At 33.2% G+C, this 18,983-nt stretch carries 20 protein-coding genes; 4 read left to right on the top strand and 16 right to left on the bottom strand.

Going from position 1 to position 18,983, the window contains the following annotated elements; translation table 11 throughout:
• Positions 1-2 precede the first annotated feature (2 nt).
• From H4V97_RS01055 to H4V97_RS01075, 5 genes are all read right to left on the bottom strand, one after another.
• Complete coding sequence (locus H4V97_RS01055) at positions 3-1,364, bottom strand: exonuclease domain-containing protein (protein WP_196849599.1); 1,362 nt, start codon at positions 1,362-1,364, stop codon at positions 3-5.
• A 74-nt stretch (positions 1,365-1,438) separates the two neighbouring features.
• Positions 1,439-2,098, bottom strand: a complete 660-nt coding sequence (locus H4V97_RS01060) for a YggS family pyridoxal phosphate-dependent enzyme (RefSeq protein ID WP_196849598.1) — start codon at positions 2,096-2,098, stop codon at positions 1,439-1,441.
• Between the two features lie 35 nt (positions 2,099-2,133).
• Positions 2,134-3,354: a DUF1015 domain-containing protein gene (locus tag H4V97_RS01065; protein WP_196849597.1), complete on the bottom strand. Its 1,221-nt coding sequence runs from the start codon at positions 3,352-3,354 to the stop codon at positions 2,134-2,136.
• 79 nt (positions 3,355-3,433) lie between these two features.
• Positions 3,434-4,321 carry a 3-hydroxyacyl-CoA dehydrogenase family protein gene (locus H4V97_RS01070; protein ID WP_196849596.1) on the bottom strand — a complete coding sequence of 296 codons (888 nt, stop codon included), beginning with the start codon at positions 4,319-4,321 and terminating at the stop codon, positions 3,434-3,436.
• Positions 4,322-4,406: 85 nt separating this feature from the next.
• Positions 4,407-5,372 carry a Gfo/Idh/MocA family protein gene (locus H4V97_RS01075; RefSeq protein ID WP_196849595.1) on the bottom strand — a complete coding sequence of 322 codons (966 nt, stop codon included), beginning with the start codon at positions 5,370-5,372 and terminating at the stop codon, positions 4,407-4,409.
• Between the two features lie 144 nt (positions 5,373-5,516).
• Between H4V97_RS01075 and H4V97_RS01080 the strand changes: the two genes are divergently transcribed.
• Positions 5,517-6,158: a protein-L-isoaspartate(D-aspartate) O-methyltransferase gene (locus tag H4V97_RS01080; protein WP_196849594.1), complete on the top strand. Its 642-nt coding sequence runs from the start codon at positions 5,517-5,519 to the stop codon at positions 6,156-6,158.
• Between the two features lie 38 nt (positions 6,159-6,196).
• Here the strand turns inward: H4V97_RS01080 and H4V97_RS01085 are convergent, their stop codons facing one another.
• The 3 genes from H4V97_RS01085 to H4V97_RS01095 form a co-directional block, all read right to left on the bottom strand.
• Positions 6,197-7,246: a Fic family protein gene (locus tag H4V97_RS01085; RefSeq protein WP_209548692.1), complete on the bottom strand. Its 1,050-nt coding sequence runs from the start codon at positions 7,244-7,246 to the stop codon at positions 6,197-6,199.
• Between the two features lie 87 nt (positions 7,247-7,333).
• Positions 7,334-7,786 (bottom strand): SsrA-binding protein SmpB, encoded by a 453-nt coding sequence (smpB, locus tag H4V97_RS01090; protein WP_196849592.1) that lies wholly within the window; start codon positions 7,784-7,786, stop codon positions 7,334-7,336.
• A gap of 120 nt (positions 7,787-7,906) precedes the next feature.
• On the bottom strand, positions 7,907-8,392 hold the full coding sequence (locus tag H4V97_RS01095; RefSeq protein ID WP_196849591.1) for a histidine phosphatase family protein: 486 nt from the start codon (positions 8,390-8,392) through the stop codon (positions 7,907-7,909).
• A gap of 49 nt (positions 8,393-8,441) precedes the next feature.
• On the opposite strand from H4V97_RS01095, the gene H4V97_RS01100 reads away from it, so the two are divergent.
• The gene (locus H4V97_RS01100) at positions 8,442-8,672 is read left to right on the top strand and encodes a VF530 family DNA-binding protein (protein ID WP_196849590.1); all 231 of its coding nucleotides are present in this window, start codon (positions 8,442-8,444) and stop codon (positions 8,670-8,672) included.
• A 7-nt stretch (positions 8,673-8,679) separates the two neighbouring features.
• Here the strand turns inward: H4V97_RS01100 and H4V97_RS01105 are convergent, their stop codons facing one another.
• The 3 genes from H4V97_RS01105 to H4V97_RS01115 all read right to left on the bottom strand — a co-directional run bounded on the left by H4V97_RS01105 (position 8,680) and on the right by H4V97_RS01115 (position 10,788).
• The gene (locus tag H4V97_RS01105) at positions 8,680-9,231 is read right to left on the bottom strand and encodes a DUF3575 domain-containing protein (RefSeq protein WP_196849589.1); all 552 of its coding nucleotides are present in this window, start codon (positions 9,229-9,231) and stop codon (positions 8,680-8,682) included.
• A gap of 138 nt (positions 9,232-9,369) precedes the next feature.
• Complete coding sequence (locus H4V97_RS01110) at positions 9,370-9,918, bottom strand: GNAT family N-acetyltransferase (RefSeq protein ID WP_196849588.1); 549 nt, start codon at positions 9,916-9,918, stop codon at positions 9,370-9,372.
• An 18-nt stretch (positions 9,919-9,936) separates the two neighbouring features.
• Complete coding sequence (locus H4V97_RS01115; protein ID WP_209548693.1) at positions 9,937-10,788, bottom strand: aldose 1-epimerase family protein; 852 nt, start codon at positions 10,786-10,788, stop codon at positions 9,937-9,939.
• 258 nt (positions 10,789-11,046) lie between these two features.
• Here H4V97_RS01115 and H4V97_RS01120 point away from each other — a divergent pair, with 258 nt between their 5' ends.
• Positions 11,047-13,305 (top strand): M1 family metallopeptidase, encoded by a 2,259-nt coding sequence (locus H4V97_RS01120; protein WP_209548694.1) that lies wholly within the window; start codon positions 11,047-11,049, stop codon positions 13,303-13,305.
• Positions 13,306-13,385: 80 nt separating this feature from the next.
• On the opposite strand, the gene H4V97_RS01125 is transcribed toward H4V97_RS01120, so the two are convergent.
• The 3 genes from H4V97_RS01125 to H4V97_RS01135 all read right to left on the bottom strand — a co-directional run bounded on the left by H4V97_RS01125 (position 13,386) and on the right by H4V97_RS01135 (position 16,403).
• Positions 13,386-14,429: an agmatine/peptidylarginine deiminase gene (locus H4V97_RS01125; protein WP_209548695.1), complete on the bottom strand. Its 1,044-nt coding sequence runs from the start codon at positions 14,427-14,429 to the stop codon at positions 13,386-13,388.
• A 2-nt stretch (positions 14,430-14,431) separates the two neighbouring features.
• On the bottom strand, positions 14,432-15,319 hold the full coding sequence (locus H4V97_RS01130; protein WP_196849584.1) for a carbon-nitrogen hydrolase: 888 nt from the start codon (positions 15,317-15,319) through the stop codon (positions 14,432-14,434).
• Between the two features lie 151 nt (positions 15,320-15,470).
• The gene (locus H4V97_RS01135) at positions 15,471-16,403 is read right to left on the bottom strand and encodes an NAD-dependent epimerase/dehydratase family protein (RefSeq protein ID WP_196849583.1); all 933 of its coding nucleotides are present in this window, start codon (positions 16,401-16,403) and stop codon (positions 15,471-15,473) included.
• Between the two features lie 189 nt (positions 16,404-16,592).
• Here H4V97_RS01135 and H4V97_RS01140 point away from each other — a divergent pair, with 189 nt between their 5' ends.
• Complete coding sequence (locus H4V97_RS01140) at positions 16,593-17,312, top strand: hypothetical protein (protein WP_196849582.1); 720 nt, start codon at positions 16,593-16,595, stop codon at positions 17,310-17,312.
• A gap of 124 nt (positions 17,313-17,436) precedes the next feature.
• Here H4V97_RS01140 and H4V97_RS01145 read toward each other — a convergent pair whose 3' ends face one another.
• The gene (locus tag H4V97_RS01145; protein ID WP_196849581.1) at positions 17,437-17,889 is read right to left on the bottom strand and encodes a Gmad2 immunoglobulin-like domain-containing protein; all 453 of its coding nucleotides are present in this window, start codon (positions 17,887-17,889) and stop codon (positions 17,437-17,439) included.
• 164 nt (positions 17,890-18,053) lie between these two features.
• Positions 18,054-18,851: a DUF1853 family protein gene (locus tag H4V97_RS01150; RefSeq protein ID WP_196849580.1), complete on the bottom strand. Its 798-nt coding sequence runs from the start codon at positions 18,849-18,851 to the stop codon at positions 18,054-18,056.
• Between the last annotated feature and the right edge of the window lie 132 nt (positions 18,852-18,983).

Genomic DNA, 18,983 nt, shown 5'->3' on the forward strand with positions numbered 1-18,983 from the left:
AATTAAAAATTTATCACTTTTAGCGTTTTGCTTCTTCGAACATGGCCCTGAATAATATTCTTGGTATCACGATTATTTTGCATAGGAATGATAATATTTCTTAGGATTTCAATATTGTGTATTTGATAGTTCAAATCATAAAACGCATAGCCTTTGTAAATTCCGTTTTCTATCAAAACAGCGGATCGTTCACTGATATTTCTTCCTTTGTCGATAAGAATCATGTTTTGATTTTCGAAGGAGTTTTTTTCTATAAATTCAAGGACTCTAGCGTTGTATATTTCAGGAGAAACTTCACCAATGCAAGCGCCATCACATTCTTTTATGCTGTATTGAAAGCAGTTTGTTTTTGAGGTATATAATCCCGTAAATTTTTGACATAAATTATAATGGGAAGTGATTCTAAACAAGGCATTTTTCCCTTCCTGCAAAGAGGTAAATGAGGTGATTTCTTTTTTTCGACCGTCTGCTTTTTGAAGTTTTAGGTTCAAATAGCCTTTTTCATCTTTTTCAGCATACAATGCAAATTGAAATATGCTTTTTCGTTGGGCTCTGTTTAGAATAGGTTTATTGATTTTTATTTCTTCACTTTCTTTTAATAAAGCAATCAATTCGCTTCCGGTTTCATCGTACGTTACGGTAAAAACGTCGGTTTGAATCTTTTTGCATTTAGTTGAAGTCCCTGTAAAATGCTGATTTATTCGTTTTTTTATGTTTCGGCTTTTGCCAATATAAATCAGGTTACCTTTTTCATTGTGAATGTAATAGATACCAGTTGTAGAAGGTAAACTACTAACAATGTCTAGCAGTTTTGGAGCAATTCCTTTCTCAACTTCGAGTTTGATAAAATCTTTTACAATTTCTTTTTCTAGATCTTTCTCTAAAAGAATTTTGAATAATTTGACTGTAGCCAATGCATCTCCACTGGCTCTGTGTCTATCTGCCATTGGGATTCCAAGGGCACGCACTAGTTTTCCTAAACTATGCGAAGGTTGCTCTGGTAATAGTTTTTTTGATAATTCTACAGTGCAAAGTGTTTTTGCTTCAAAATCATAGCCTAATCGTCTAAACTCAGTGCGTAAAATTCTATAATCGAAAGAGGCATTGTGCGCTACTATGACACAATCATTTGTCATTTCGACAATACGTTTGGCTACTTCAAAAAATTTGGGAGCACCGCGCAACATTTCATTATTGATTCCAGTTAATTTCACCACAAATGGCTGAATCGGGATTTCCGGATTGACTAAACTGATGAATTGGTCCACAACCTCATGTCCATCAAATTTATAGATGGCGATTTCAGTTATTCCCTCTTCGTTGAATTGTCCTCCTGTGGTTTCTATGTCAAGTATTGCGTACAAATTTTTTGTTTAATGTTTAATGTTACAAGTTATGAAACATGTGAAGTCAAAAATCGTTAATCAAAAATCGAAAATCAATTTCTTCCTCCAAAGATACTACTTCCTATTCGAATCATTGTGCTTCCGCAGTCAATTGCGAGTTGATAATCGCCTGACATTCCCATTGACAACGTAGAGATGCATTGCAGTGCATCTCTACTGCGAATGGTATCAAAAATCGATTTCAAATGAGTAAATTCTTTTTTAATTTGCTCTTTGTTATCCGTAAATGTTGCCATTCCCATCAATCCCACCACTCTAATATTTTTCATTTCTTGAAATTCATTAGAAGATAATAGAGAAGACAATTCCTCTTCATCAAGACCAAATTTAGTTTCCTCTTCAGCGATATGAATTTGCAATAAGCAATCAATAATTCTGTTATTTTTTTGTGCTTGTTTATTGATTTCCTGTAGTAATTTCAGACTATCTACTCCATGAATTAAGCTCACAAATTGTGCCATAAATTTGACTTTATTCGTCTGAACATGACCAATCATGTGCCATTGAATGTCTTTTGGCATTTGTTCCCATTTTTCCGCCATTTCCTGGATTTTGTTTTCTCCAAAAATGCGTTGTCCTGCTTCATATGCTTCCATTAAGTCAGGAACGGGTTTAGTTTTAGAGACAGCAACTAAGGTTATATGCTCTGGTAAAGTAGATTTTATGGAGAGTAAGTTTTGAGCTATCGACATTTTTTAAATCTTTTAATTTTATTTTTAATTCTAATCTAAAATTCATAAATCACTAAACCACTTCTGAACTTTGGTTCGATATAGGTGCTTTTTGGGGGCATGATCAAATTGTTATCGGCTAAATCTTTAATTTCCGTAATGTTTGAAGGATAAAGAATAAAGCCAACTTCAAATTCCCCTTGATCAATTTTATCTTTTACTTCTAAAACGGATTGCTTCCCAGAAATGTACTCGATACGTTCATCATTGCGTAAATCTTCGATTGCAAGTAGAGGTAAAAGTACTTTTTTATACAAAATTTGAGTGTCTAAACTCTCTAATGCGCTATTAAAAACAGTGTTTTCCTTTCGTAAAATTAAGCTATAAAAGTTATTGTCAAGGTACATTCCGAACTGATGTTTTTCAGAAGGTTGAACAGGTTGTTTGTGTTTATTTTCAACAATAAAATTCACATTCAATGCCGTGATAAAATCCTCTTTCGAGAAACCGTTTAAATCTTTTACTAATCGATTAAATTCGTAAATTTTAACATTATTTTCCGAAATTAAGTAGCTTAATATATAATCCTTTGTAGTGTTTTCCGGATTTTTATTTTCTTCGGATAGTAATTTTAAAGCTTCTGTACGATGATGTCCGTCAGCGATATAAAGACTTTCTGTTTTTTCGAATATTTTTTGTATCCAATTAATTTCTAAAGTATCTTCAATTTTCCACAGATAATGAACCTCTTTTTTGGTTGTAGAAAATTCAAAATCGGCTAGTTTTTGAGTACAGTTAAAAATCCAATTTTCTATTGTTTTATTGTCAGGATAAGTCATTAAAACTGGCTCCGTATTGAACTCGGCATATTTCATATAATCTTTCAGTAATTGTACTCGAAAGGCTAAAATATCTTCGTGTTTTTTTATAACATTATTACGATAATCTTCCACACTTGTTCCTACAATAATTCCGGTGAAAGAATGTGTTTTGGTCACGATTTTATGAATATAAATCGCCGGTTTTTTATCTTTAACTAATATAATTTCATTTTTGAATTCCTGGTATTTTTGATGTACCTGTCGGTATCTTTTTTCAAAAGAAACAGTTTCCTGATTGGTATAGGCTGGTTTTAGAATATGCAAAAACGATAACGGATTAAAATCCAATTGTGCTGCTAACTCGGCATTCACATATTCTTCATAGGAACGACAAGTGACTAGGCAAACTTTATCACGAGTGGGTCTGACCGCTTGGAAAGGAACTATTTTTGCCATTTTTTATAGTATTCAGTAGCAGTTAGCAGTCGCAGTATTCAGTGGGAAAGCTGTAAACTGCGATTGCGTACTGTGATTTTTATGTAAATTGTTTAGAAATCTTTTCTGCTTTTTTACTTTCCGAATAATCATAGAAACCTTCACCAGATTTTACACCCATTTTTCCTGCGCGAACCATATTTACCAGTAACGGGCAAGGCGCATATTTCGGGTTTTTGAAACCATCATACATTACATTTAAGATGGCTAAACATACGTCAAGACCAATAAAATCAGCTAATTGTAAAGGTCCCATTGGGTGTCCCATCCCTAATTTCATTACCGTGTCAATTTCATAAACACCAGCGACTTTGTTGTATAAAGTTTCAATGGCTTCGTTGATCATTGGCATCAAAATTCTATTGGCGACAAATCCAGGATAATCATTTACTTCCACTGGAGTTTTTCCTAATTTTTCGGATAAATCCATGATAATTTTCGTCACCTCGTCCGAAGTAGTGTAGCCTCGAATGATTTCAACGAGTTTCATGATGGGCACTGGATTCATAAAGTGCATTCCAATAACGCGCTCTGGATGTGCTACGACAGCTCCAATTTGAGTGATAGAAATAGAAGAAGTATTGGTTGCCAAAATAGTATTATGAGAACAAGCCTCATTCAATTGCTTGAAGATATTTAATTTCAATTCAACATTTTCGGTAGCCGCTTCAACCACTAAATCTGCTCCCACAACGCCATCTTTTATGTCAGTATACGTTATAATATTGGTAATCGTTTTTGCTTTATCTTCTTCAGTTATCGTTCCTTTTGAAACCATTCTGTCTAAATTAGCGGCAATAGTTGCCATTCCTTTGTCAAGTGATTTTTCGGAAAGATCAATTAGTTTTACGGTAAAACCACTTTGAGCAAATGTGTGAGCAATTCCATTACCCATTGTTCCCGCTCCGATTACTGCTATTGTTTTCATTCTGTTTTTTTATTTAAAGTTTAAAGTCCCAAGTTTCAAGTCGGATAACCCTAAACTTGAAGCTTGAAACCTGAATTTTTTTTAACTATTTTTTAAAGCAATCAATAATTTGATAGGCCACGCGAAGCGCTTCCGTTGCTTGTTCTAGGGTTACAACAGGAGTAGTGTTATTATTGATGGCATCTGCAAATGAATCTAGTTCGTCAAGAATTGCATTGTTTTGTTCTACATCAGGATTTGAAAAGTAGATTTGTTTTTTAACTCCTTCAGCGTTTTGCAAAATGATATCAAAATCACCAGGAACTTCTGGAGCGTCTTTCATTTTTACTACTTCACATTTCTTTTCTAAGAAATCGACTGAGATATAAGCATCTTTCTGGAAAAAACGTGATTTACGCATGTTTTTCATCGAAATTCTACTGGCAGTTAAATTAGCCACACATCCATTTTCGAATTCGATTCGGGCGTTAGCAATATCGGGAGTGTCGCTGATAACAGAAACTCCGCTTGCGCTAATGTTTTTTACTTTAGATTTTACCACACTTAAAATTGCATCAATGTCATGAATCATTAAATCCAAAACTACAGGCACATCCGTACCGCGAGGATTGAATTCAGCCAATCGATGTGTTTCAATAAACATTGGGTTTTCGATCATGTTTTTGGTTGCGATAAATGCAGGATTAAATCGTTCTACATGACCAACTTGACCTTTAACATTGTATTCTTTTGCCAAAGCGATTATTTCTTCGGCTTCTTCAACTGTATTTGAAATAGGTTTTTCTATAAAAACGTGTTTGCCTGACTTGATAGCAACTTTAGCACATTTATAATGAGAAAGAGTAGGAGTGACAATATCAATTACATCAACAGCATGAATAAGTGTAGCTATCGTGCTAAAATGTTTGTAACCAAATTCTTTAGAAACCTTTTCGGCATTTTCTTGGTTTGGGTCGTAAAAACCAACTAATTCATATTTTTCAGATTGTTGTAATAAACGCAAATGTATTTTACCCAGATGACCCGCACCTAACACTCCAATTTTCAGCATAATGATTTAATTTGTACAAAAATAGCAATAAATTGATTACTTTTTTAAGGATATCAAACAATTATTTAACCAATTTAATATTTAAAATTCACTATTTAATATTAGAAATTGTTTTCTATTTTTACCAAAATTAAATATCAAATTTTGAAAGATACAGCCAAACATCAAGGACTTCGGAATCAATTAGTAAGCACTTTGGAACAAAAAGGGATTACTGATAAAAATGTTTTGGATGCAATAAAAAAGATTCCAAGGCACTTATTTTTAAATTCCAGTTTTGAAGATTATGCTTATCAGGACAAGGCATTTCCTATTGGTGCTGGTCAAACTATTTCTCAACCCTATACCGTAGCTTTTCAATCCCAGTTATTGGAAATAAAAAAAGAGCATAAAGTTTTAGAAATAGGAACTGGTTCGGGATATCAAACGGCTGTATTATGTATGATGGGAGCGAAAGTTTTTAGTGTGGAAAGACAAAATGAATTGTTTAAAACAACCTCTTTGTTATTTCCAAAACTAAATATTCGTCCTAAACATCTTTCTTTTGGAGATGGGTATAAAGGATTACCCGGATATGCTCCGTTTGACAGCATCATTGTAACTGCTGGCGCTCCGTTTATTCCTCAACCATTGATGTCACAATTAAAAATAGGAGGTAGGCTAGTTATTCCGCTAGGAGAAGAGGTACAAATTATGACTTTGTTGATTCGTAAAAACGAAACCCAATTCGAAAAACATGAGTTTGGAGAATTCCGATTTGTACCATTATTAGAAGATAAAAATTAAAAAGAAACCCGTCTCGCTTAAATAACGAGACGGGTTTTTTATTGACCAATAATACTTAAATACCGCTCTAAGCTTTCTTTTTCTTTTTCAGCGATAAACAGTAAAAAATCTTCTTTGTTATTTTTAGTTTGAGCTGTTTCCAGTGCTTCATAATATTTCATTCTAGTTTCATAATCCCCTTTTATATTAGCAATGATGTAGCCATGCTGCAATAAAACTAAGTTCATGACTAAACGAGATGTTCTACCGTTTCCATCAATAAATGGATGAATGGTTACTAATCGTTCGTGTATTTCGGCAGCCAAAACGATAGGATGAAGAATTGATTTATTGCTTTCATACCAAATGAAAAAATCTTCCATTTCCTTAGCGACCATATACGGTTGCGGTGGCATGTGAGTGCTTCCTTTTATCATCACTTGTACTTTTCTGTATCTTCCAGCTTCCTCGGGATGAATTCCTCTCAAAATTAAATTATGAATAGATAATACTTCTCGTTCATTTATGGAGCTATTTTTTTGCACTAATTCTTTAATGTATGCAATCGCCTCCTGATGATTAATCACTTCAAGATGTTCCCTCATACTTTTCCCTGAAATAGTTAAACCTTCATTGATAACCAAATCAGTTTCCCGAAGCGTCATAGTATTTCCTTCGATACGGTTACTTTCAAAAGTGTATTCTAATTCTAATGCTTGGGCGATTCGATAGCTGTCAAATTGACGAAAACTATCCAGTTTTGTCTTCAAAGTGTCGATTTCGTCTAAGATTTTTTGTAGCGTATTAGATATTTTTTTCTTTAAAGATTTACTTTGATATCTTATTTCTTCCTCAGCAACTAGTAATGCTTTTAATGCAAATTCATCTTGACCTATTTCATAAAGAATTTTTTCTTTTAGCCAAGCTACCATTATTGTTTCTAAATCTATTTCCAGTAACGATGCTAGTTTTATAACTTGCTCTCTAGTGGGTTTTCTAGTGCCACTTTCAAATTTACTAATCAAGGCTTGATCAATTCCTAAAAGTTGAGCCACTTCTCTGGTTTTGAGTCCTTTTTGTTCTCTTTCGTTTTTGAGTAGTATTTTCATTTTTGAAAATGTTTTAAATTGTCTTGACAAAATTAGTCATTTTTTTTGAATTTAAAAAACCGCACTGTTTTGAACTTCAATTTTTATTTAAAATGATTTTTTTATTCTGTCAAGATCTCTTTTAGTGTCTTGTTCCTTTAGAGATTCGCGTTTGTCGTAGGTTTTCTTCCCTTTGCAAAGACCAATTTGTAGTTTAGCCATTCCTTTTTCATTGGTGAACAATTTTAAAGGGATAACGGTAAGTCCTTTTGCTTGAACACTTTTAGCAAGGCCTTTTAATTCTTTTTTATTCAAAAGTAACTTACGTTCGCTTCTTGCTTTGTGGTTGAATTGATTGCCAAAAGTATATTCTTCAATGTAAGTATTGATTGCAAAAAGTTCGTTATTGCTAAATTCACAAAAACTCTCCGTAATATTCGCTTTTCCTAAACGGATTGATTTAATCTCAGTTCCAGCCAAAACAATCCCAGCAGTGAATGTTTCAATTATTTCATAATCGAATTTAGCTCTTTTGTTGTATATATTTATTGTTTTTAGCATAGGATTGCAAAGGTATGATAAAAAAGAAAAGATTTCTACTAAAGGACAATAATTAGACTCAAAAACCACTTGAAAACTATTATTTACATCCTTTAAAAGTGAAATTATAATGCTAATAGTTTACGGTAATTTTAATAATTGATGATTTATAGAATCGCCATTTATAGTCACGATGTAAAGATTGCCAAAAGTAGTGTCATTGATATCAAAGTATATTTTTTGACCGATAATTTGATTAACAAAATTTGGAATAGTATTGCTATGGCCAACAACCAATACCTTTTTTCCTAAAGTTTCTTTTTTGAATGATTCTAAGTCTATAGTTTTAGGATTATATTTTATAATACTAATCTTTTTATTTGTCGCTGTTGGGGTAGCGGTTTGAAGAGTTCTATTAAAATCAGTAGAGTAGATGGCATCTAGATTAATTTCTGAAAATATTTCATTCCAAAGTTTGGCTCTTTGAAGACCAGTTTGAGATAAATCAGGATTTTTAGAATTATCAACTTTCTCCGCATGGCGAATAAAGTAATAAGTGGTTGTAGTGTTTTGTCCAAAACTAACTTGCAAAACAAAAAAAGCAACAATCAATAAATATTTTTTCATTTGACCTAATTTAAAATTTTGTTGTTTAACGATTTTATATATTTGCAAAATGGAAAATTCAAAATCAAAAGATCCTCTTCACGGAATCACTTTACTAAGAATCTTGGAACAATTAGTGGAACATTATGGATTTGATACTTTGGGAGAATTAATTAAAATTAAATGTTTTACGGATAATCCTAGCATAAAATCTTCGTTAACTTTCCTACGAAAAACAGAGTGGGCCAGAAAGCAAGTCGAAGAATTATATATTCAATCCTTGCCTAAATTCATAAAATAGTTTCAATTTAATTGATTCGATAAGAAACCATAACGCCACCGCGGTAGGGTAACCATTCTCCGCTTTTGTTCCAATGCTTAGCGGTTTCGTAACGTTCATCAGTTCCCAGATAATATCCATGGTAGAACCCTTGCTGATTTCCTCCTCCCAAAAAGCAGTCTAATACAAACTTATCATTTATTTTAGCTTGATATCCAATTGTTGCACCTATGACATAACCAAATCCTTTTTCATATCTATCAGTATTTAAATAATTCCATTTTTGGAAATTAAAGGCAGTTGCACCTATGTGTGCTCCAACATAGAAACCATTATACTTCTCTTTAAAATGATAGCGATATTCCGGAATAAAAGTATAAAACTGTAACGGTTTACCGTCTACTGACTTCCACGGGGAGGCTAAAATGTCTAATTGAAAAGTCGATTTTTTGCCAATACTGGTTTCAATACCCACGTTTGGCACGCCTAATAAAGTCGTTAATGCATTTACTTTTACGTAAGTTTGACTTTGGGAATGGATTGAAAAGAAAAGAATTGCAATTAATAATAATTTTTTCATAATGAAGGTTTCCTAATGCTTTTCCTATAAAGCATAATACTTTTCGGCGGCAAATATAAAGATTATTCTTTCAAATAGACAATAATATGGGTTTTTGTAAAAAATAATATCGAGTGATTTATTTATGATTTAAAATAGTTATTTATTCAAAATAGAGTAAATAACAGCATCTAAAAAACGTCCTTCATAAAATTCATTTTCTTTGAAATGCGCTTCTTTTACAAAACCACATTTTTGCAAAACTTTTTCAGATCCAAAATTTTCAGGATCAATTATAGCTTCAATCGAATGCAGTTTCATCTCATTAAAACCATAAGTAACAACTTCTTTTACAGCTTCAGAAACAATCCCTTTTCCATTATATTCCGGAAGTATCATATAGCCAATCTCAGCACGAAAATGCTCGGGTTTTATTCTATAATGACCAATAATGCCTATTAGTTTTGGGTTATCTTTCAACGTAATCGCCCAATTTATCCCTTCGTTGGATTCAATTTTAGCATCAATCAATGCAATATGCTCCAGGGCATCATCATTTGTTTTCACTAATGGTCTAGGAATATATTTCATGGTTTCTGGATTAGAACGCAAAGCGAAAATTTCGTTTACATCATCCTTATTAACGCGTCTCAACAGTAATCTTTCGGTTTCTAAATTTGGAAATGGAGTAAAATTAATAGTCAGCATATCTTTTATTTTATTAATTTAGAGGATTTCAATACTAAATTTTGATCTAAAAGTTTCATTGGCACCCAAAATTTGGATTCCTTCTTTCTCAAAAAGATTTCCGGAACTTTCATTAGTATCTGAATAGCCAAACCAAGGTTCGATGCAAAGAAATGGGGCATTCATTTTTGTCCAAATTCCTAAGCTAGGGAAATCTTTGAAATGAACTCGGAACTTTGGTTTTGCATTTTCTAAAATGGTCACCGAATTAGATTCCAATGTTTTAAAAATTAAAGCATCATTTTCAAATAACGGATAGTTCAAAGTCACTTGTTTATTTAGTAACTCCAGCGTTTTTGTTTTATTTGAAATTAAATCATTCTCTAAAAGGTAATATTTTAAAGATTCTTCTTTTTCGAATTCAATAGCGTAATTTTCAAAATTACCTGATAAAGCAAAAGCAGGATGCGCTCCAATAGAAAACGGCATTTTTAATTTTCCTTTGTTAATGACTTTATATTCAATGGATAAACTCGTGTTGTCTAGAGTATAGGTTATTTGTAATTCAAAATTAAAAGGATAGACTTTTAATGTTTCTTTAGATGATTTTATCGAAAAAGTGGCGCTATTCTCGTTTTTATCTATTATTTGAAACTCCATATCTCGAGCAAATCCATGTCGGGATAAATGATATTCTGTATTATTATATTGATAGGAATTATTTTTTAATGTGCCAACAATTGGAAACAAAATAGGAGAGTGCTTGCCCCAAAAATCAGGATTTCCTTCCCATAAGTATTCTTCGTTATTAGTATCTTTTAAAGAACATAATTCAGCACCGAAGCTCTTTATTGTAGCGGTTAAAAAAGTATTTGTAATTACTGTTTTCAAAGCAGTTTTTGTTTTAATTTAGATTGTAAATATATTTCAAATTTTTCTAAAAGCATAAAGTGGTCAAAATATAAAGTGGTCAAAAGATATTATTATATAGTAAAACTTTTCAACAAATTATTTTTTTGTTACACTCTGCATTATTTTTCATTAATTTGTTACAATATTTAGTCAATATTTTTTTTTAATGTAACAAAAGTACACACTTTCATACTAATTGTTAATCAAACAGATAAAAAGTAAAAAATCAATCAAATTATGAAAAACAACTTCATTAAAGCGTCATTTTATTTAGCTTTATTTTGTGGAGTTTCTTCGCTTCATGCGCAGGACTCAAAAACAAGCGTCTCAAAGTACGATTATCATGATGCATTTGCACCAGGATTTTATACTAAAAATGGAACGGAAACTCGTTCTGCAAGTGGTCAACCTGGAGCAAAGTATTGGCAAAACAGGGCTGATTATCAATTAACTGCAAATTTAAATGATAAAAACAGTGAGATTACTGGTACCGAAACCTTAACGTATACTAATAACAGTCCAGATAAATTAGCTTTTCTTTGGATGAACGTTGACCAAAATCTATTTAAAAAAGATTCGCGTGGAAATGCAGTTATTCCGGTTAACGGAAGTCGTAACGGAGCGGATGGTGAAATTTTTGATGGAGGTCACAAAATTAAATCAATCAAAGTTATTGCAACGATAGGAGGAAAAGCTGTTGAAAAAGAAGCGAAATTTACAGTTGTGGATACTCGAATGCAAATTATTTTGCCACAAGAATTAAATGGTAATGGGTCTTCAATTAAAGTAAAAATAGACTTCTCATATATTTCACCAAAATACGGTTCAGACAGAACTGGAGTTTTAGATACCAAAAATGGTAAGATTTTCACCATTGCTCAATGGTATCCTAGAATGTGTGTTTATGATGATGTAAAAGGATGGAATACTTTGCCTTACATCGGTGCAGGAGAGTTTTATTTAGAATACGGAGATTTTGATATTGCAATTACGGCACCGTCTAATCATATTGTAGTTTGTTCTGGTGACTTACAAAACCCATCAGAAGTGTATACAGCCGAACAACAAAAACGTTGGGCGCAAGCCGCTGCAAGTGACAAAACTGTAATGATTCGCACGGCAGCCGAAGTAACTAGCGCTAGCTCTCGTCCAGCAGGAAAATCGACTTTGACGTGGAAATTTAAAATTAAAAATTCTCGAGATGTTGCTTTTGCATCATCAGCTGCTTTTATTATTGATGCTGCCAAAATTAATTTGCCAAGCGGAAAAAAATCTATGGCAATTTCGGCTTATCCAGTTGAAAGTGAAGGTCAAGGTGCATGGGGCCGTTCAACCGAATATACCAAGACTTCCATTGAAAATTATTCAAAAAGATGGTTTGAATTTCCTTATCCTGCTGCCACAAATGTTGCCGGTAATGAAGGAGGAATGGAATATCCTGGAATTGTTTTTTGCGGATGGGAATCAAAAGGAGATAATTTATGGGGAGTAACTGATCACGAATTTGGTCACGGTTGGTTTCCAATGATTGTAGGCTCAAACGAACGTGTTTTTGCGTGGATGGATGAAGGTTTTAATACTTTTATTAATTCGTTAAGTTCGGTTGATTTTAATAATGGAGAGTACAAACAGCCTGCTTCCGATTTGCATCGTTCGGCTAATACGTTGACAAATTCTGAAATGGAGCCTGTTTTCACTGCACCTGATGCATTAAAAGAAGCAAACTTAGGTATATTGGCTTATTATAAACCAAGTGCTGGATTAACCATGTTGCGTGAACAAATTCTAGGAAAAGAGCGTTTTGATTACGCTTTTAGAACCTACACGGAACGTTGGGCTTTCAAACACCCAACTCCAGATGATTTTTTCCGTACGATGGAAAATGTCTCAGGAGAGGATTTAAACTGGTTTTGGAGAGGTTGGATTATTAACAACTGGCGTTTTGATCAAGCAGTTTCGAAAGTTAAATATATAAAAAATGATCCTGCAAAAGGAGCTATTATTACTATAGATAATTTAGAGAAAATGCCTTTTCCAGTAATCTTAGATATCAAGTCTAAATCTGGTAAAGTGACTAGAGTTAATCTTCCGGTGGAGATTTGGGAACGCAACAAAAGTTGGTCGTTCAAATCAAATACAACTGAAGAAATTGACACAATAACACTTGATCCAAGTCATGTTTTTCCAGACATTAATACTGGTAATGACACATGGACAGCTGGAAAAGGAGAATTAGAGAAAGAAATAGTTGTAGCACTAGATGCTTATTTAGGAACATTTTCAAGTAAACAAATTCCTGTAAAACTTATTTTTTCCGATGAAGATGGTGTTTTGATCGGGAAATCCGAAGGTCAGCCAAATTTGAATCTGGTTGCTGCAGGAAACAATAAATTTGTTTTTGCTCCCGCTGGACTTACTATTCAATTTAACGAAAGTAAAAGCGAATTTACACTAGGAGTTAACGGACAGAGTTTCTTATTTACAAGAGATAAATAATATTTTATAGTATTCATAAAAACGCCAACTGAGAAGTTGGCGTTTTTTTTATGATTAGATTTAAAAGTAAACAGTTAGTTTTACTCCGGAATTTGTTGACTCAAACAATGTAATGTTCCAAAACCCCAAATAAAATCAGTAGCGCTAATTCCGATGATTTCTCTATCGGGAAAACATTCTGAAAGGATGTTCAACGCTTTTCTATCATTGCTGTCGTTAAAAGTAGGAACCAAAACACACTTATTCAAAATTAAGAAATTAGCATAACTGGCAGGTAATCTCAAGCCATCAAAATCCAAACGTTTTGGCATGGGTAAAACAACAATTATAGGAGATTTACCATTTTCCAGTTTAGCGTTTTGCAAACGTTGCAAATTGTCTTGCAACGGTTTGTAATTATTATCCGTTGGATCTGTTTCTACAATAGTTACAATAGTGTCTTCATTTACAAAACGGCATAAATCATCGATGTGACCGTGCGTATCATCACCTTCAATTCCGTTTCCTAACCAAATCACATTGGTAATTCCAAGATATTCCTTGAAAACTGCTTCGTAATCTGCTTTGGTAAAATTTGGATTGCGAACCTGAATATCTGGATGCATCAAACATTCTTCCGAAGTCAGTAAAGTACCTCTTCCGTTGCTATCAATCGCGCCACCTTCAACAATTACCGGTTTTCCTTTATACATTACTTGAGTAACAGGAATATTCAAAAACTCGCCCACTTTGGAAGGAACAAATTTGTCCAATTGAAAGTTTTTGTACTTGGCCCAACCATTAAAGTTGAAATTTAATGCTTCTCTTTCGGTTCCGTTTTTTACGATAATTGGTCCCGAATCACGCATCCAACTTCTATTGGTTTTGTGAATTATAAAAGAAACATTTTCGATTTTTACATGAGCCGTTTCTAACATTCCAACGACTTTTTCTTTCTGATTTTCATCGGCCACCACTAAAATGACTTGTTCGAAAGTAGCCACTTTTTTAATGAATTCTACAAAAGCCCATTGTATAGCTTCATATTTTCCTGGCCAATCTTTACCATTATGCGGAAAACATAATAAAATGCCTTGCTGTTTTTCCCACTCAGCAGGAAATCTTCTATTATTGGTTGTACTCATAATTAGTCAATTGCTCTTTTAGTAATATCGCCAAAAGCGTCAATTCTTCTGTCTCTAAAAAATGGCCAGTTCTGACGTACATTTTCCTGTAAATCCAAATCAACTTCTGCAATAAGGATTTCTTCTTTATCGTGTGAGGCTTGCGCCAATATTTCACCTTGCGGTCCCGCAATAAACGAAGATCCCCAAAACTGGATTCCATCGGTATCAGGTAAATATTGCTCTAAACCTATTCTATTTGCTGCTGCAACATAAACACCATTAGCAACCGCATGTCCTTTCATGACACTCATCCAAGCTCCATGCTGGTTTACTCCGTATTCATCTTTTTCTCCTGGATGCCATCCAATTGCTGTTGGGTAAAATAACACTTCAGCTCCTTTTAAAGCGGTCAGTCTTGCTGCTTCAGGATACCATTGATCCCAACAAATTAGTGTTCCTATTTTTCCTTTTTTGGTTGGAATCGTTTTGAAACCCAAATCGCCAGGCGTAAAATAAAATTTTTCATAAAAATGCGGATCATCAGGAATGTGCATTTTTCGATACAATCCGGCTTCAGATCCATCTGTATCAATTATGTATGCACTGTTGTGGTAAATTCCTGCCATTCTTTTTTCGAAAAAAGGAACAATGATTACTACGCCCAATTCTTTTGCCAAAGCGCTAAAAGCAATAAACGAAGTGCTGTATAAAGGTTCTGCTAATGCAAAATTGTCTACATCTTCGCTCTGACAGAAATAATGACTGCTGTATAATTCCGGTAACGAAATGACCTCGGCGCCTTGACTGGCAGCATCGCGTACCCAGCTCAAACACTTCTTAAGGTTGTTTTCGGCAACGTCGTTAAGGTTCAATTGAATAACTGCTATTTTATATTTTTTATTCGGCATAGTGTACTTTTTAGACTGCAAAAATAGTGAATTTTATAAAGAGTAGAAAACGGAGATAATGGAAAAGTGAGACTAATTTCTTTACGATTTTCTGATGCTCAAAAATGAAGTACAATTTGTAACGATGAACTATTACTTTATACGTTATTCCTCAGTTTATTTTAAAGTCGTTAAGAATTATTCTTATTCCTTCTGAATACTTTGTTACTTTGAAATCTGGAAATCTAGTTTTGAATTTTGAGGATTGAAAGATATTGTCAATCGCATAACGTGGGAGTAATTCCTGTGTTTCTTTAAGGTTTTTGTTAAAGAAAGAACCTATTTTCAGTACGAGCCAGGGCAATACTTTGTATTTTATTTCTCTACCCAATTGATGCCCGATTTCTGCAATAAATTGCTTGTAGGTTAATCGGTTATCGTCACAAGGTAAGTGCCAAGTTTGCCCAAAAGTATCAGCTGTATTGCCAATTAATGCCATGGCTTTGCTAGCGTCAGGGGTAAAGATAAGTGTACGTAAGACATTGTCTTTTAAAAATACTTTAGTTTCTTTTCCGTTTTTAAGATTTTCGAAAATAAGACTATTGGTAAGTCCTTTGGTTTTACCGGGACCATAAAACTCGGGTGCTCTGCAAATCACGGCTTCATTTTCTTTGTTGGCAATGGCTTTTAACAGTAATTCAGCAGCCAGTTTTTTTCCTCTTCCTTTTTTCCCCTCAGAAGTTAAAGGAGTTTCTTCGGTTTGAATTTCGCTGTCTTGAGGATAGGCGCAGGTATTGTCGAAATACACGAGTTTGCAGTTGTTCTTTTTACAGGCGGCGATTGCATTTTTCATTACAATTACCCAATCCCTAAGCCATATTTCAGAATCATACGGAAGTCCCACTGTCAAATAGGCAATCTCTGTGTTTTCAAGTGCTGTTACAACACTTTCAAGATTGAGTAAGTCTGCTTTAAAAAGATGATCGTTTGGATGGACTTTTTGGGGATTGCGTCCCACTAATTTAATTTGGTCTGTATAATTATTTCGCAATTCGCGAGCTAATTCTTCTCCTATGATTCCGTTTGCTCCTAATATCGTTTGCATCTTAACTATTTTTCTTGTTCGAAAATGGGTTGGAGTGCTAAGGTAAGAATAATTTTTACGGGATATTCGCTATATGGAGCAGCTATAGCCATGACAAATGAAGATATAAGTTTAAAAAATGAGCTTTGAATTAAAAATAGCAGCAAAAGTGACTATTTTTGTTAGATAGAATAAACTAAATACATGATTATGAAAACTATTTTTAAAGCTACTTTAATTCTTAGTACAGTGATTTTTAGCTTCACTTCGACGTTGGCGCAGTCAAAAGATAAAAAAGCCAATGCCATCGTGAAAGATATGCTAACAGCGATGGGCGGAATGAAAAATTATAATGCTATCCATTTTATTCAATGGGAATTTGTGAACAGAAAACTCTTTTGGGATAAATGGACAGGAAATGTTCGCATAGAGAATCCAACAGAAAATCAAGTAATTTTAGTAAATATCAATACTTTAAAAGGTAAGGCATATCAAAATGGAGTATTAATTAAAGATCAGACTAAAGCCAATGGTCTGCTTAAAGAAGCGAAGAACTGGTGGATAAATGATTCGTATTGGTTAGTGATGCCATGGAAATTACAAGATCCTGGAGTGCATCTTATTTATGTTAAAACGGATAAATTACCAAATGGAAAAACGGCGGATATTTTGCAACTCACTTTTAGTGCTGTTGGTGTAACTCCCGAAAATAAATACTGGCTGTATGTTGATAAAAAAGACCATTTAATAAAGCAATGGGCGCATTATAAAAATTATAAAGATGCCAAGCCAAAGTTCTTAAAGCCATGGAATAACTATCAAAAAGTGGGTAACATCTTGCTTTCTTTTGACAGACCGAATGAAGAAGTTGGACCCAAAAATGTAAAAGTTAAAACTAATTTTAATTCCGCTATTTTCACGAAACTATAAAAGTTAGTAATTTGTTATAAATTTTTTTATCTATCGGTAAGAAGTAAACCTTTTTCTAGGTTTCGCTCAAACGTATCAAACTTTAATCGAAAAAATAGCAATAGCAAAATTCGCTATGTAGGTTTTACTTTAGTGGTATTTGTAATTCGTGTGTTCGGCTACCATCTTTTGCGCTCTCTTCAAACAGAATAAGAGTTAAAGTTGAATACTCCTCTTTTTTCTCAATATCGATTGTAAAATCAAATTTACCCCATTCTGGTGCGCCAGCATCGGTCATTGTAAATCCGTTTTTCAATTCGTTATATCCATCCTCAATCACCCAACTAACGTTTGCTTCCCAAACTTGGGCTTGTCCTTGTATATGGAATTTAGTTCCATCTATTTTTTCTACCGTTACTTGGCGAAAATGTTCATTTGAAAAGACTGTCGCTATTTGTTTTTGTGGTTCGATGGGCTTTGTTATTTCAATTGTATCGCTGGAAACCGAGTTTTCATTGCTTTCCGTTTCGTCTTTATTTTGTTTGTTGCATGCTAACAATAACAAGCTAAATAACAACATTGTTAATTTTATTTTCATTGTTTTACTAGTTTGAGATTTTTTTCCTAAAAGGTTTTAGATAGTATAGCATTCTTGAACTATCGCAAGGACTAAAATATAAAATTACTTGGAATTAGCCGCAGATATCCGATCATACTTATTGTTATAGCTAGTTTTTCTTATTTTAATCCAATCAATTTAACCTACCACCAAACAATAAAAAATTCTAAATAGGAATTTTTGTCTTTTTGCCAACATAATGGTGCTTGTTTTTCATTAATAGCATTGGTAATGTGCTTTTCTATACCATTAAAGTGGTTCCAAATTTCGTTTTCAGCTGGATCCATTCCCCATTCCTTTTTTGGAGGTAGATAATAAGTTTTTGATGGATTATCAAGGCTTATAAAAGTTTCCATGTTTATATAGTAGCCTTTTATGGCTTTTTCATAAATAGGGCTAAAATTGGCTTTATAATCGTAAGGAACGAACAAGGAAACTAATAAACACAGCGCTTGAGAAACATCGTCAACTACAATAGTATCAAACATTGATTTAGCACAATTATGGTATAATAAAGGAAATTGTTTTGTTTTTAATTTTTCTAATTTCTCTTTCAATGAATCATTCCTATTTGGACCAATCCAATTATTTATTGGTTCCGAAGAAATGCTTGGGTCAAACAGATAAAACTTATAAGCTAACTCCAGATGGATTAACTGCTTTGTATTTTCATTTTGAATAATAAAATCAATTTCGCCAATGGTTTTTTTATCTTCAATTATTTGAACATTTTCATAAAGTAGTTTGTAGTTGGTAGACGCTTTAATCAATTCAGAAACAATTTTTTCTACCAAATGTCCCAATCTTACATTAGTTGGCAGTTGAAATTCCAGATCAGTTGTTAGGTTTAATGCCGATAAATCAAAAGTTTGTAAACCAGTAAAAGAAAAGTCTAGACAATTCGCTTTTATTATTGATGCAATCCTTGTCTTCGTTTTCATTCTATCGTTGGTGTTAATGTAGTTTGTTTCGCAAAGAAAGCCCTATAATCGCAAGAAGTTCAAAATTTTTTAAAACAGATACCTTTTTGTTTTTTATATAATTTTAAAAATATAAAAAATAGAAGAGAATAT

The organism is Flavobacterium sp. CG_23.5 (assembly GCF_017875765.1).
Lineage (GTDB): Bacteria > Bacteroidota > Bacteroidia > Flavobacteriales > Flavobacteriaceae > Flavobacterium.